Source organism: uncultured Capnocytophaga sp. (genome assembly GCF_963525585.1).
Classification (GTDB): Bacteria; Bacteroidota; Bacteroidia; order Flavobacteriales; family Flavobacteriaceae; genus Capnocytophaga.
The window spans coordinates 1-13,731 of record NZ_CAURLX010000017.1 but is presented as its reverse complement, the minus strand read 5'-3'; the positions used below and the strand labels follow the sequence as shown (position 1 = coordinate 13,731).

Here is a 13,731-nt window from a genome sequence, read left to right as displayed (position 1 = left end):
GATTAAATCAAATTTTGTTAAAGTCGCAAAAAAATTAGAATAGAATTTTTTAATCTGATTTTTTTTAAATACTTTTGCCTCATCAAACAATAGAGATTACACCAATGAAAAAAATTGTTCTTTCTTTACTTGCTTTTGCTAGTCTTCAAGGGATGGCACAGCAGTCTTTCTCTGGGCTTAGGACAAGTGTGTATGGAGGTACTTTCACCACCATTTCCAATCCTGCCAATGTATTAGGAGCTCGTCCGTGGGATGCCAACCTCTTTTCTGTAGATGCTTCTATTGGAAATAATGCAATGGGATTCTCCACTGACTTGGAAAAATCTTTCAGTGAATTCACCAAAGGGCTTGAAAGTTCTGAAGTTATCAATGCTAGAATAGGAGCTGATGTACTAGGTCCCTCTTTCCTCTTCCGTGTGAATAAAAAACACGCTGTAGGACTTACAACTCGTATGCGAGCAATATCAAATATAGATAATATAGACGCTAAGTTCCTTCAGGCTTTCCTAAAAGCAGGAACTGTAGAACTCTCTCGCAATCCCCTAAATTACTACAATGTACAGGGAATTAATGATATGAACCTACTTGTAAATGCTTTCTGGGAAGTAGGAGCTACTTGGGGATATACTGTATATAATGATGGTTATAACCTGTTCCGTGTAGGAGCTACCCTTAAGTACGTTCGTGGTGCTGGAAGTTTCAGAATGGGATTCGATGGTATCAATAGCAATAATGTTACCCTTAGAGAACAAAACGGAGACTATATCCTTCACGTAAATAATGGCTCTGCTGAAGTAAGAAGTGGAGGGCTTAGTGTGATTAACAATCCTAATGTAGGTGATTTCCTTAATGGAGAAGCCTCAACCGTAGGACTTGACCTAGGTTTCATCTATGAGTATAGTGAAGATGGTTGCCCTAACTGTGATGGACATATCCCTTATAATTTCAAAGTAGGTGTTTCCTTACTGGATTTAGGACGCCTTAGCTATACAACCAACAAAGAATCTTTCACTTACCGACTCATAAACCAAGATATCAACCTTAAAAATATGCAAGAAAGCCTTGACAGACTTTCTTCTGGACTCAAAACAAACCTAGAAGGCGAAAAATTCAATTCTTCCCTACCTACCACTTTGAATATCAATGCTGATTATCGTTTTACAGAAGGAGTTTATCTTAACCTCTCTACCCAATTGAATGTGGTTAGCAAAAATGAATATAATGCACGTTATGCTAATGATATTACCCTTACACCTCGTTGGGAAAACTATACATTTGGTGTTTATCTTCCTATTAGCTACAATAGTGTAAGTGCTCTTACTGTAGGTCCCGCTTTCCGAGTAGGTCCCCTTACTTTTGGGTCTCATAGTATCCTAAGTAACCTCCTTACTAACAAGAGTGCAAAAGAGCTGAATTTCTTCTTTGGAGTTCGTTTCGGAGGAGCTTATCTATAAAAAATATGCAATATACACTTTCTCAAATAGAAAATGTAGCTCAAGAACTTATAAGAGATGTATTCCCCCTCTCAGCCCCTGTGATTCTCTTTCAAGGGGAGATGGGAGCGGGGAAAACCACTCTTATCAGGGCTATTTGCCAAGAATTGGGAGTAAAAGATCCTATCACAAGCCCTACTTTTTCCTTAGTTAATGAATATAGGGATGCTCTTGGTAGAAAGCTCTTTCATTTTGACCTTTATCGCATTGAAGAAGAACAAGAAGCCTTAGATTTTGGCATTGAGGAATATTGGGAAGAAGCCCATTGGTGCTTTGTAGAATGGGCTGAGCGTATTCCCTCCCTACTTCCTGAACATTATACAGTTATCTCCCTTAGTACTCTTGATGATACTACACGAGAACTCTCTATCATACAGCACATTGAATAATATATTATGAACTTACTGAGAAAATTAGGCTTATTCCTTATAGGTCTTTCTATAGGAGCTGTTATTACTTTTTTCTTTTTCCAGAAGAAGGGTGTGGAATTCTGTTATCTTCCTAACTGTAGAGTACTTAAGGACTTACGTAATAAACCTATAGAACTATCTCCTGAAATTCAAGGATATAAAGTAGAAGACTTTTCCCCTATCTTCAAGGATGGAGAAGTAGATTTCAAACGTAGCGACACCCATAGCAAATGTCGTTCATATGTTATTGAAGGGAAAAATAGTCAAGGAGTAACCCTTGAGATTATTGTAGAGAATTGTTCTGAGAAAGCCACTATAAAATCTGTCCAAGAACTAAAATAAGAAAGCCTATAAGCTCCTGAGCTTTGCACTTATATCCCAAAGGGCAATCCCCGCACTCACAGCAATATTAAGGGAATGCTTGGTACCAAACTGAGGAATTTCAATAGCTTTATGACATAAGGAAACGACCTTTTGTTGTACCCCATCTACTTCATTTCCTAGAATAAGCGCATATTGCTTTCCTTTTTCAGGGAAGAAATCCTGTAACAAAGTAGCCCCTGTAACTTGCTCTAAAGCAATGATTTCTGTATGGGTTTGTTGCAATCGTTCTAACAATTCAAAAATATCTTTTACATACTCCCAACAGACACTTTCTGTTGCCCCTAAAGCGGTTTTGTGAATTTCCTTATGAGGAGGGCAAGCCGTAATCCCACAGAGATATATTTTCTGTATCAGGAAAGCATCTGCTGACCTAAAAATTGAACCTATATTATTAAGACTCCTCACATTATCCAAGATTAAAGAAAGTGGAATTTTTGAGGTTTTCTTGAAGTCTTCCACTGTAAGGCGACCTAATTGTTCTGAAGTTAGCTTCTCCATAGGACTAGAAACGATATACTAGTTCTAACTTATGTCCTTCTAGAGCTTTTTTAGCACGCTGATAATCAGGAGTAAAGCCCAATATATATCCTCCGCCCCCTGAACCACAAAGCTTTAGATAATAATCCCCTGTATCAATTCCTTGTTGCCAAAGAGCGTGAAACTGCTTGGGTATCATTGGCTTAAAATGACTTAAGGCTACCCTTGAGAGTTTCTTTACATTGGTTATCAATAATTTAAAGTTTCCTTGCAAGAAATTATCTATACAAGCATCTGTATATTTAGCAAATTGGTTCTTAAGCATCTTACGGAATCCTTCATTCTTCATTTTTTCCATAAAAATTTCCACCATAGGAGCCGTCTCGCCTATCATACCACTATCCAGAAGGAAAACTGCTCCTTTGCCCTCTTCAAAAGGCGTCGGAATACCTGTTGTTTCTATTCGGTTAGTTGAATTAATCAGTATAGGGATACTCAGATAACTATTGAGCGGATCTAGCCCTGAGGATTTCCCGTGAAAGAATGATTCCATTAGGGCAAATATCTCCTTAAGCTTCAGGAGAAGTTCTCTGGTAAGAGCCTGAGAAGTCTTTATCTTGTCCAACGCATAAGTATCATAGATTGCCGCTACCAAGGCGCCACTACTTCCTACTCCATAGCCCTGAGGAATACTACTATCAAAAAACATTCCCTCTTGTATGTCCTGTTCTAAGCGTTCTATATCAAACCGAACTAAAGGCTCTTGTGTTTGGGATATCTCTTTCAAGTATAGTACATATCTAGCTAAAGAAGCATTGGAATCCTGTTCAGAAGGAAGTAATGAGGTTACAGGTTTTTTCTTGAGAGTCCCATTATAAGAGTTATAGGGGATGGCTAATCCTTTAGAATCTTTGATAATTCCATACTCTCCAAAAAGAAGTATTTTTGAATAGAAAAGGGTTGAATTCATTGGTATTAAGAAGTGTCATTTCAAGAGGCAAAGATACAATTATTCTGAGAATATTCCACAAAAAAATTATTTATTTTTTACCAGAAATCTAAAAATATTAAATGTTCTAGATAAAGAGAGGCTATTCCACAAGGAACAGCCTCTCTATCATAAGAATAGAAATTTTACTGCACATTAAGAACAGAGAACATTCCTGTTTTATTGGCTGGAGAGCTAACAAGCCCTTCCAGATTTTCGGTTGTACTACCTACTTTCTTTACAATTATAGCTTTTCCATTAACATCCTGGCGACCTCCTATGTTATTAACAATAGGGAACATCTTATCCAAGTTATCCTGATCAGCAGGGATTTTTTCACTAAGGGTTACTCGATTTTCTCCATTAAGAATCTTATCCAAATCGGCTTTGATAACAATCTTAAGAGTACCGTCCTTGGCTAGAGTAGGGCGAGTAGGCAAGTCAAGAGTAACATAACGGAAAGCATCTCTATCCTCATTACTATTCCAGCTAGTTTTAAGCTTTTTGCCTTTCTTACCACTTCCTATAAGGATAGAAAGCTCATCATTATTGGTTCCGTAAGTTCCTGCGAACTTTGCAAATTGGAAACCATCTGCCCAAGACCATTGCATTCCTTTTGTTTGCGTACGAGTATAGAAATCAGCTGATTTTCGCTGTGCAGTAGTAAGGCTGTTTAAATCCTTCTTAACGCCTAATCCAAACCTAATAGATTTGTACTTAGCTGCTGCCATTGTATCTAGCACAAAAGTACGGGAGGCTTCTTCGGCTTGGTCAATGATATAACCTGCCTTATTAAGGTTGTCCCAATTATAGACCACTTGGTCTCCATTCTCCTTAATCATTGCAATATTAGTAATTACATATTTCACTTCAGAGAATGAAATAGACTGACCATTCGAAGTATATGCGTGGTTGAGCTGTAATGCTTCATTTCCTACATAGTTCTCGAACTGTAAAGTTACTTTTCCTGCATCCTGTACAGTAGGAGGAATAGTGTAATCAAATGAACTTTCCTTATTGCAAGAAGAAAGTGCTACTGTGGCTATAGCTATTGCAAAAAGTGTTTTGATATTTTTCATTTTTTATTCAAAATTAATTTTAAGACTGATTTATTTTATTATCGTTTTGCAAAAATAAGTTTCTTAGCCATAGAATCCTCACTCATTCCCATCGCTTCAAGGGCTTTTCTATAATTATAGAAGTTGATATTTTTGTTTTCTGTAGAATACTGAAGTCTTGCAGGGATATCGGTAAGCTCGGCTACTAAAGAAGTAAATACATAAGAGGTCATTCCTCCAATATTTTTATTCAAAGGCACTGTTTCTCCGTGCTTAATAAGCATATTAGGATATCCTGTACGGCGATATTCTGTCCAAGCTTCATTAGGATTCATATATAGGGCAATATACTTCTGAGTAATTACATTCTCTTGGTTCGCCTGAAGTCCTGCTGAAGCAATACGAGTGAGGTAAGCGCTTATATCTGAGGAGGAAACGCCCCATTTTTCCATAGAAGCTCTGATTCCCTTTTCATATGAGGTCTGATCCCAAGTTCCATTCACTATATACTTTGCTTCAGAGAGTAAGAAACATACTTCAGAATACTCCATAAGCACTTCTGCATAATCAGCTGAGAGAATTTTCTTACTGAAAAGAGAAACTCCTTTTTCGGAATCAAACTGAGAGTCACTATATTCCTCATCTATTCCATAGGTCATTCCTTTGTACTTATTAATATCAGATTCCTCACGATAGTTTCCTGCTCTTACCTGATACTTAGTATGTCCTATAGGAGCAAAGTATTTTTGCAAACGAGGGTCCTGACCGAAGCTACCTCTGGTTCCTTTTAGGATATCTACGAAAGTATTGGCTGGAGAATAATCTGTTCTTCTATTTACGAAATAATTTTTGTAGATAGGAGAAGGATTGGTATCATTGTTTTCATACATCAGTTCTACCGTATCGGCATTGGACTCCATTACAGGGTAAACTGTAGGATTATTTACAATTTCTCGAATAGTGTTTATCGCTAGTTGCTTTAGATTATTATCTTCCACGTCAGAAAGGTGAATTGCGATACGTAAGCGTAAGGAATTCCCAAATTTTCTCATCTTTTGAGGTGTTCCGAAGATTACATCTCCTGCAGTGAATACGTTGGTAATAGCTCTTCCTGTAGTAGGGTCGGTTGTTCTGATTTGCTCTACAGCTTCCTTGAGGTCTGCAAGCATATCTGCATAGATATCTTCTTGAGAGGCATACTCAGGAGAGATGTATTTATCAAGCTGTAAGGCTTGGAACTTAGGATTATCCTTTCCGTGCCAAGAGTAATAAGGAATATCTCCAAAGGTTTCTGTTAGCATACTCATTACATAGCCCATCATAATACGAGCGGCAGCTATCTGGTTATCATTATTACCGTAAGTAGCTGTTTTTGCCTGTGTTTTAGGATCTGTATTAAGTTCTATAATTTCCTTATACTGCCCAGCTACTTGATAGGCAAAACGCCAAATATAGTCTCCAGAATAGTCACTATATAAGAAACGACTTTCCTTTGTATAAGTATCCTGAGCTGTATATTGCATCCAAGAACGAATCAGCTTCCCAGAAGTTGTATAGTATCTGGTATAATCCATAAACCATTTGTTACCTCCATTGAACAATGCGTAGGAGAGGGATGTTTTTGGCTTGTTAGGATTCGTATTTATCTCTTCAAAGTCTTTCTCACAACTGGTAAGGAATAGAGAAGCTCCTGTCAAGAACGTCAAAAATATATTTTTCATTTGTTGTCTATTTTAATTTATTATTATAATTTCAATCCTAGACTCATTCCGAATGTTCTAGTAGAAGGTAGGGAAGTTTCTCCCAATCCCTTATTAGAAGCGGCGATTTCAGGATCCATACCATCCCAAGAAAGTCCTGTAGTCCAAAGGTTGTTTCCGAATAAAGATATATTCAAACCTTTGATGTGTTTTTTCTCTGGAAGAGGTACCTCATAGGTAAGGGTTACATTTCTAAGTTTTAAGTAAGTAGCATCAAAAATATTCTGTGCATCTACCCCTTTGTAGAATAGTTCCCCAAAAGTTTTAGGAGAAATAATCTTTTGGTTAGGTTGCCCTGTTCCTCTTACCACTCCATTGAGGATTACCCCTCTTTGCTGAGTAATACCGTCTCTTCTAACATTATCACGGATTCCATTCTGAACAGTTTCTTGGAAAGAACCTGTATACATACCTAACATATAAGTGTTAGCAAAATATTTTCCTCCTTTTTGGAAGTCAAATAAGAAAGAAAGGCTCATTGGACCATACTTGAAAGAGTTCTTCAAGCCCATTGTGTAATCAGGAATAATAGTTCCTAAAGGCTTTTGCTCAGATGTAGCATACTTACCATTGGCTTCAATTACCTTATTTCCTGCATCATCGTACACATAATCTCTTCCGAAAAGCTGTCCGTAAGGCTGTCCTTCTATTGCATATAAAGAAACTAGAGCTGAGCTATCATTAGTGATTTTATAACGAGTGGTTCCTGGATAAAGTTGTAATAATTTATTATCATTCTTTGCAAAATTCCAGCTTACATTCCAAGAGAAATTACCTATCTTAACTGGAGTTGCTGAAAGAGACACCTCTATCCCTTTGTTAGACATCTTACCTGTATTGATATATTTGGCTACATATCCATTGGCTCCATCCACAGGAAGTGGAATAATTAAATCTTTAGAAAGAATATCATAAAGAGATATATTAGCAGAGATACGATCTTTGAATAAGCGTAATTCCAAACCAACCTCTTTAGTTTCCTTAATTTCAGGCACCAAATCAGGATTATTAGCAGTATAAGTATGCATATAGTTAGGGCTTCCTCTAAAAGGCAAGTTCACACTAGGATAAGTAATTAGCTGATAAGGATTGGTATCATTCCCCGCTTGAGCCCAAGCGGCACGAATTTTTCCATAAGAAAGCCAAGAGGGCTTGTGCTTCATAGCGCCTGTGAATACGAAAGACCCTGTTACAGAAGGATAGAATACAGGCTTAGACACAGTAGAGAACCAGTCCTTACGACCTGTTGCCTCTACGAAAGCCATTCCCTTATATCCGAAAGAAACCATTCCAAATACGCTATTGGTACGTCTCCATTGTCTATAGTTGGTAGCTGAAGGAGTTTCCTTACTATTTTCTAAGTTATAGAAATCAGCAAGTACTAAGCCTCCATTGGTTTTTCCTTTTATCCAATGATAACGTCCTTCTCGGCGTGCTAGCCCTACAAATCCTGTAAGTGTGTAGTTCTTACTCTTAAACTTAGGAGTATAGTGCAAACGAGTTTCGTAATTGAAGTCTGAATTGGTATAACTATTTGTAGTATAAGAAGATAAAGCTTTAGAGCCTACTGCTACACGAGCTTCTGTATTAAGATCATAGATATCTCCATAGATCTTTCCTACCCAATAGAGATTATCAGTAAAATCATAAGTAAATCCTATATTTCCAAAGAAACGATGACGCTTGTCATTGCTTGTATTCTTGTAGATAGTCCAATAAGAGTTATCTGCGAATTTAGGAGTAGCATTTTCAGCAGAAGTTCTATTCCAAGTACGTTGTGTTCCATCAGGAGCTATATAGTAGTCCTTCAATTCTTGCATATCCAACTGACGGTGTGTCCAAGAATAGAGGGTCTTAGCAATTGGGTTCTTCATTGTATAAGAGTTCTCAGGATTATCACGGGTGGTAATAATATAGTTGAACCCTCCTTCACTCTTTAGCTTCTTGGACAAAGTAGAATTAAAGCTAAATGATAAGTTTGTTTTTTGCAATTTAGTATTAGGAACAATTCCTGTAACTTCATTATTTCCTAGAGAGAATCTCAAGTTAGTTCCTCCTACGGAACGTGATACAGAAACCGAATTAGATATATTCACCCCCACTCTATATAGCTTTTCTATATCATTCTTAGGAGCCACCCAAGGAACAGGTTTTAGGTAATGTTCAGGAAGATATTCCTTATCAAAAGCATACCAAGGTAAATGCATTTTGTTAGGATCATATTTTGGTCCCCAGCTTTGGTCCCCGGCATAATTAGGAACATCATAAACAGTACCATTAGGAGCTGTATATTTGTCAAAACTAGGAGTAACCCCTCCCCCATATTCATTCTGTAATTTAGGTCCTATGTAATGTTTTTCAAAAGTAACTCCTGTTTTTAGATCAATGCTTGTTTTTCCTGCTTTTCCTGACTTAGTAGTGTAGATAATTACCCCATTACCTCCACGACTTCCGTAAAGAGCTGTCGCAGCACCACCACTGAGAACGGTAACGGACTCTATGTCCTCAGGATTAATATCCCCAGCAGCATCTCCGAACTTACTATTAGCATCTCCCACAGTTGCCATAGGAACTCCATCGATAACAATTAGAGGTTGGTTACTTCCTGTAACACTCCCTACCCCACGAATGGTTACATTGGTATTTCCTCCCATTGAGGAGGTTGTAGAGGTTTGTACCCCTGCCACATTTCCTGAGAGTCCTTGGTCAGCTTCTGCTTTTTGGGTAGCATACCCTACCGCATTTTTATCTCGCTTAATCCCTAAGGCTCCAGCTTCTCCTGCCTCTTGAGAGGAAGCCGGAAGCAGTACAGCATCAATAGTAGCTGAGAGCGCTACTTTGATTTCCAAGTTCTTATAGCCTGCTGCGGTGAACTGTAACACTTCTCCTTCTTGTGCTACAATGGAGTACTTCCCTTCAGCATTTGTCTGAGCATTCCGAGTGGTACCAAATACCACTATATTAGCTCCCGCTACAGGCTTTCCTGAAGTGTCCTTGACACTTCCAGAACGCGTCTGTTGTGCGAAAGTTACTGTTGCTAACGCAAACAATAACAGCGAAAATAATCGTTTTAAATTCATATCTCTTTGTATGTTCATTAGTGACGCGAATTTACGTTTTTTTTTGTAAAATTCAAGCAATTTCTGAAAGTTTTTTCCTCATATAGAGAAAATATATAACTTTCATTTCTATTATAGAAACCCTCTAAAAGAATACTTTTTACTCCTAAATTCATTTGTCCTTGAAAGATAGATTTTTACAAGAAACCTTTCCCTAACCAGCTCTTCTCTGCTGAAGAAGAACTCCTGAACACCTCCTGAAATGTATTGAGTAAAAAAATCAAAAAAATATTTGTTTATATCAATTATTTATCGTTACTTTGCATTTCAAAGTACTTTCTTATGGAAGAACGTAAATACTTAGATGACCTGAAGGAAATACGGCAGATCATGCGTAAATCCACCCAATTTCTTTCCTTGAGTGGGCTCTCAGGAGTATTGGCAGGGGTGTATGCCCTGATTGGAGCAGGCTTTGCCTTTGGTATTTTGGAAGACCACTACTTACATCAGCGCTATCTAATCTTGGAGAGCTATACTTTCAAGAAATTGATAGCTATTGCCTTAATAGTATTAGTGGCATCTATAGTTACTGCTTATTTATTTTCTGCTTACAAAGCCAGACGTAATGGGGAAACCTTGGTCAATGCCACTTCCAAGCGTGCCTTATATAACTTTGCCCTTCCTCTGCTTACAGGGGGGATTCTCTGTATATTACTCCTAAAAAACGGACATTATGGTTTGCTTGCCCCTATGACCTTGATATTCTATGGATTGGCATGTGTAAATGTGAGCAAATACACCTTTGGTGATGTACATTACCTAGGCATTACTGAAATCGTGTTAGGCTTGTTTGCGGTACAGTTTTCAGGGTATGGACTTTTGTTCTGGATTATAGGCTTCGGCGTGTGCCACATCCTGTATGGAAGCATTATGCACTTCAAATACGAACGTAATAGAAAAGAATAAAACAATGACAGAAGTATTAAAACGTTATATTGATGCTTCTAATGCTTTTCGCAAAGCAACAGACTATCACGAAGGAGCGATAGCTCTTTACGACTTGTTATATGATTTGCAAGCCAAAACTGAACGTACCAAGGAAGAGGAGCGTATCCTTACTGATACTTACACCTTATTAGAATATCACCTCTCAGCTTATGAGACTTTCTTACGCATTGCAGATACTACTAATTATAAGGAGAAAAGCAAACTATTAGTTTTGGAAGACAAAGCCAAAACGCATAAAAATACTTTTTGTATTAAGGACATTCGCAAATTAAGAGGCAAACGAGAGCAAAAACCTTTTGAAAAAGAGGATTTTTCCCTAAAAAAAGCAACAAAATTGGGGCATCAGTATAAGATACAGCGTGAAAAAATACTCGTTTTCAATAAAAAATTAAAAGGTAGCAGATTTGAGTTATTTATCAACGCCCAAATTACCTTTGAAGAATGTTTTTTGAAAATAAAAGAATACTTAGAATGGTTCGCTACTGCTAAAGAAGTCATTATCGATAGCTTTAACAATGAATTTAAAAACTATGACGTTTTCCCTAAAGCTGACGATAATTGGTATGACACCCTAGAGGTATATCGTATGAGAGTAGAAGTAGGGGAAAAAGGGTTCTTTGCCAATGTAGAAGCAGCAGATATTTACACTGATCATTTGTTAGAAATAGACCTCGAAGGAAAAGAAATCACCCACATAGGATGGGATGGATAATAAATATACTATGAAGACAAAATTTTTTATTACAACCCTATTATTCCTCATAGGAGGGCTCTGCCTAAAAGCGCAAACCAATGATACAGATACCCAAAAGGCTATCGCTACTTTGAAGGAGTTTTACAAGGTAATATATGATGATAATTCATGGAAAGAAGAGCAATTTTTAAAATATGTATCTAAGGAATTGTTCAATAAAGTATTTTCTCCCTCTCGCGAAGATAATTCACCAGAATATGACCCTTTTATACAAGCACAAGACTATGAAGCAAAAACTCTTAATCGCAGTTTGAAAATTACCTCTTTAGGTAATGATAGATATAGAGTATGTTTTTTGCTTTCTGACTGGGAAAAGAAGAAAACTTGCGTAGATTATCAATTGAAGAAAAATAACAAAGGGAAATATATGATTACTAATATTTTAAGTGATAAGAATTTCTATATCAGACCAAAAAGGAATTAGTTAAGACACCATAAATTGAAGTCTCTTTTAGCACATATTAATAAAACTTTTGACCATCGTATCCGATTGGCAATAATGTCGGTACTAATGGTCAATGAAAGTGCCGACTTTAACACCCTGAAGGAACTCTTGGGCGTTACGGACGGTAACTTGGCTAGCCATACCCGCGCCCTTGAGAATGAGGAGTATATTGTAGTGGAGAAGACCTTTATCGACCGGAAAAGCAATACCTGCTACAAAGCTACTCCAAAAGGAAAAAAAGCCTTCCAAGAGCACTTAGACGCCTTAGAAAGAATTATCCAACTTAGCGATTAGCTGGATTTTTATTTTTGCTTTTTACTTTGAAAAACAAAGTACTTTTAAAATTGTTAATCATTTAATTTATTAGATAATGAACACACCCAACCAAAAATCAGCCTTTGCAAACTTACTGCAATCGAACACTTTCCGTATGCTCCTCATCGGAACACTAACGCTATTATTACTCATTCCTCTGGCTTTTGTAAAAGACCTAGTCAGAGAAAGGAAACACCGCCAAGAGCGTGTTATTCAAGAAATTGATGAAAAATGGGGAGGAGCCATCTTCTTCTATGGACCTATCCTAAAGATTCCTTATAAAATTTATTTGGATACCAAGCGAACTAGTTTCAAGACATCCTACGCTTACTTCTTCCCAGAGGAGCTTAAGAATACTTCTGAAGTAGAAACCGAGGTGAAAAAGCGTAATAATTATGAATCGGTTGTATTCAATGCTACAATGAACTTTACGGGTAAGTACACAACCCCTGATTTCTCTATCAAAGGCATTCCACAAGAAGATGTAGAATGGGATAAAGCCTCTATCCTTATTCGTACGACCAACCTCTCTAGTATCAAGAATGGTGTAACCATAGAACTAGCAGGGGCATCCTACCCTTTTGAACCTATCTATAATGAAGATGACCGGGAGAGCTATACCTATAATACCTCTCCTTATCAGAATAATGAAGAAGAATACTACTACAACGAACTCAGTAGCACCATTGCTTCACTAGAAACAGGATTCATTCGTATGGAAGAAGTCTTGAAAAACCCTAATTTTTCTTTTTCTATTGAGTATGATGGTAGCAAGAATATAGCTATTGTTCCTATTGGAAAAACTACAGAAAGCACCATTTCTTCCAATTGGGCAAGTCCTAGCTTTGTAGGAAATTTCTTACCTGATCAGAAGCAAATTACCTCCAATGGATTTACTGCCTCTTGGCGTGTGTTGCATATCAATCGTCCTTTTTCGCAACAAGCCTTCGGAGAACTTCCTCGAATTAGTCCCTATGCCTTTGAGGTAAATTTTGTAATCCCTGTGGATGAATATCAACAGAATGACCGTGTTACAAAATATGGATTTCTAGTTATTGGACTTACTTTCTTAATATTCTTCTTAATACAAACTATCAGTAAAATTAAGATCCATATTTTTCAGTATGCAATGATTGGTTTAGCTCTTGTCCTATTCTATACCCTACTGATTTCAATTACAGAACATAGTAGCTTTAACTTAGCCTATCTTATTTCCTCTGTGATGACAATAGGTCTTATTAGCCTTTACTCCATAGCTATCCTCAAAAATAAGCGATTTCCAGCCTTTATTTTCGCTTCTTTGAATGCTTTATATGGATTTATCTATGTAATTATCCAACTTGAAAATTACGCCCTATTAGTAGGCAGTATAGGCTTATTTGTTATTCTTGCCATAGTAATGTTTATTTCTAGAAAAATAGAATGGTCGGCTAAGGAATAATCCCTTATCTTATAAAAAAGAGGCTGTCCCAAAATTGTTTGAGACAGCCTCTTATTATATTAATCTACCTTAAGGTATAACCATCCTGATTTCTCTTGGCGGTTGCCCTTCAAGTCAGTATATTCCAGTAAGTAGTAGT

Annotated in this window: 13 protein-coding genes; 8 read left to right on the top strand and 5 right to left on the bottom strand. The window is 37.2% G+C overall.

Annotated elements, in window-relative coordinates; translation table 11 throughout:
• Positions 1 to 104: 104 nt before the first annotated feature.
• The 3 genes from RYK20_RS05675 to RYK20_RS05665 are packed head-to-tail and all read left to right on the top strand — an operon-like array spanning position 105 to position 2,245.
• A complete protein-coding gene (locus tag RYK20_RS05675; protein ID WP_314894724.1) occupies positions 105 to 1,454 on the top strand; it encodes a DUF5723 family protein in 1,350 nt (449 codons plus the stop codon).
• Between the two features lie 5 nt (positions 1,455 to 1,459).
• On the top strand, positions 1,460 to 1,882 hold the full coding sequence (gene tsaE / locus RYK20_RS05670) for a tRNA (adenosine(37)-N6)-threonylcarbamoyltransferase complex ATPase subunit type 1 TsaE (protein ID WP_311456899.1): 423 nt from the start codon (positions 1,460 to 1,462) through the stop codon (positions 1,880 to 1,882).
• Positions 1,883 to 1,888: 6 nt separating this feature from the next.
• The gene (locus RYK20_RS05665; protein WP_297980476.1) at positions 1,889 to 2,245 is read left to right on the top strand and encodes a hypothetical protein; all 357 of its coding nucleotides are present in this window, start codon (positions 1,889 to 1,891) and stop codon (positions 2,243 to 2,245) included.
• A gap of 6 nt (positions 2,246 to 2,251) precedes the next feature.
• Here the strand turns inward: RYK20_RS05665 and RYK20_RS05660 are convergent, their stop codons facing one another.
• The 5 genes from RYK20_RS05660 to RYK20_RS05640 all read right to left on the bottom strand — a co-directional run bounded on the left by RYK20_RS05660 (position 2,252) and on the right by RYK20_RS05640 (position 9,650).
• Positions 2,252 to 2,785: an RNA methyltransferase gene (locus RYK20_RS05660; RefSeq protein ID WP_314894723.1), complete on the bottom strand. Its 534-nt coding sequence runs from the start codon at positions 2,783 to 2,785 to the stop codon at positions 2,252 to 2,254.
• A gap of 4 nt (positions 2,786 to 2,789) precedes the next feature.
• Positions 2,790 to 3,734, bottom strand: coding sequence for a mevalonate kinase (locus RYK20_RS05655; protein WP_314894722.1), 945 nt, complete (start codon positions 3,732 to 3,734; stop codon positions 2,790 to 2,792).
• A gap of 164 nt (positions 3,735 to 3,898) precedes the next feature.
• Positions 3,899 to 4,831: an MbnP family protein gene (locus tag RYK20_RS05650; protein ID WP_314894721.1), complete on the bottom strand. Its 933-nt coding sequence runs from the start codon at positions 4,829 to 4,831 to the stop codon at positions 3,899 to 3,901.
• Positions 4,832 to 4,869: 38 nt separating this feature from the next.
• Positions 4,870 to 6,531 (bottom strand): SusD/RagB family nutrient-binding outer membrane lipoprotein, encoded by a 1,662-nt coding sequence (locus RYK20_RS05645; protein ID WP_314894720.1) that lies wholly within the window; start codon positions 6,529 to 6,531, stop codon positions 4,870 to 4,872.
• Between the two features lie 23 nt (positions 6,532 to 6,554).
• Positions 6,555 to 9,650: a SusC/RagA family TonB-linked outer membrane protein gene (locus tag RYK20_RS05640; RefSeq protein ID WP_314894748.1), complete on the bottom strand. Its 3,096-nt coding sequence runs from the start codon at positions 9,648 to 9,650 to the stop codon at positions 6,555 to 6,557.
• 321 nt (positions 9,651 to 9,971) lie between these two features.
• On the opposite strand from RYK20_RS05640, the gene RYK20_RS05635 reads away from it, so the two are divergent.
• From RYK20_RS05635 to creD, 5 genes are all read left to right on the top strand, one after another.
• The gene (locus RYK20_RS05635; RefSeq protein ID WP_314894719.1) at positions 9,972 to 10,595 is read left to right on the top strand and encodes a hypothetical protein; all 624 of its coding nucleotides are present in this window, start codon (positions 9,972 to 9,974) and stop codon (positions 10,593 to 10,595) included.
• Positions 10,596 to 10,599: 4 nt separating this feature from the next.
• Complete coding sequence (locus RYK20_RS05630; protein ID WP_314894718.1) at positions 10,600 to 11,349, top strand: hypothetical protein; 750 nt, start codon at positions 10,600 to 10,602, stop codon at positions 11,347 to 11,349.
• Between the two features lie 10 nt (positions 11,350 to 11,359).
• Positions 11,360 to 11,815, top strand: a complete 456-nt coding sequence (locus RYK20_RS05625) for a hypothetical protein (RefSeq protein ID WP_311456906.1) — start codon at positions 11,360 to 11,362, stop codon at positions 11,813 to 11,815.
• Between the two features lie 15 nt (positions 11,816 to 11,830).
• Positions 11,831 to 12,130 (top strand): transcriptional regulator, encoded by a 300-nt coding sequence (locus RYK20_RS05620; RefSeq protein WP_311456907.1) that lies wholly within the window; start codon positions 11,831 to 11,833, stop codon positions 12,128 to 12,130.
• A 76-nt stretch (positions 12,131 to 12,206) separates the two neighbouring features.
• Entirely contained in the window at positions 12,207 to 13,592 is a 1,386-nt protein-coding gene (gene creD / locus RYK20_RS05615) for a cell envelope integrity protein CreD (RefSeq protein WP_314894717.1), read from the top strand.
• Positions 13,593 to 13,731: the final 139 nt, after the last annotated feature.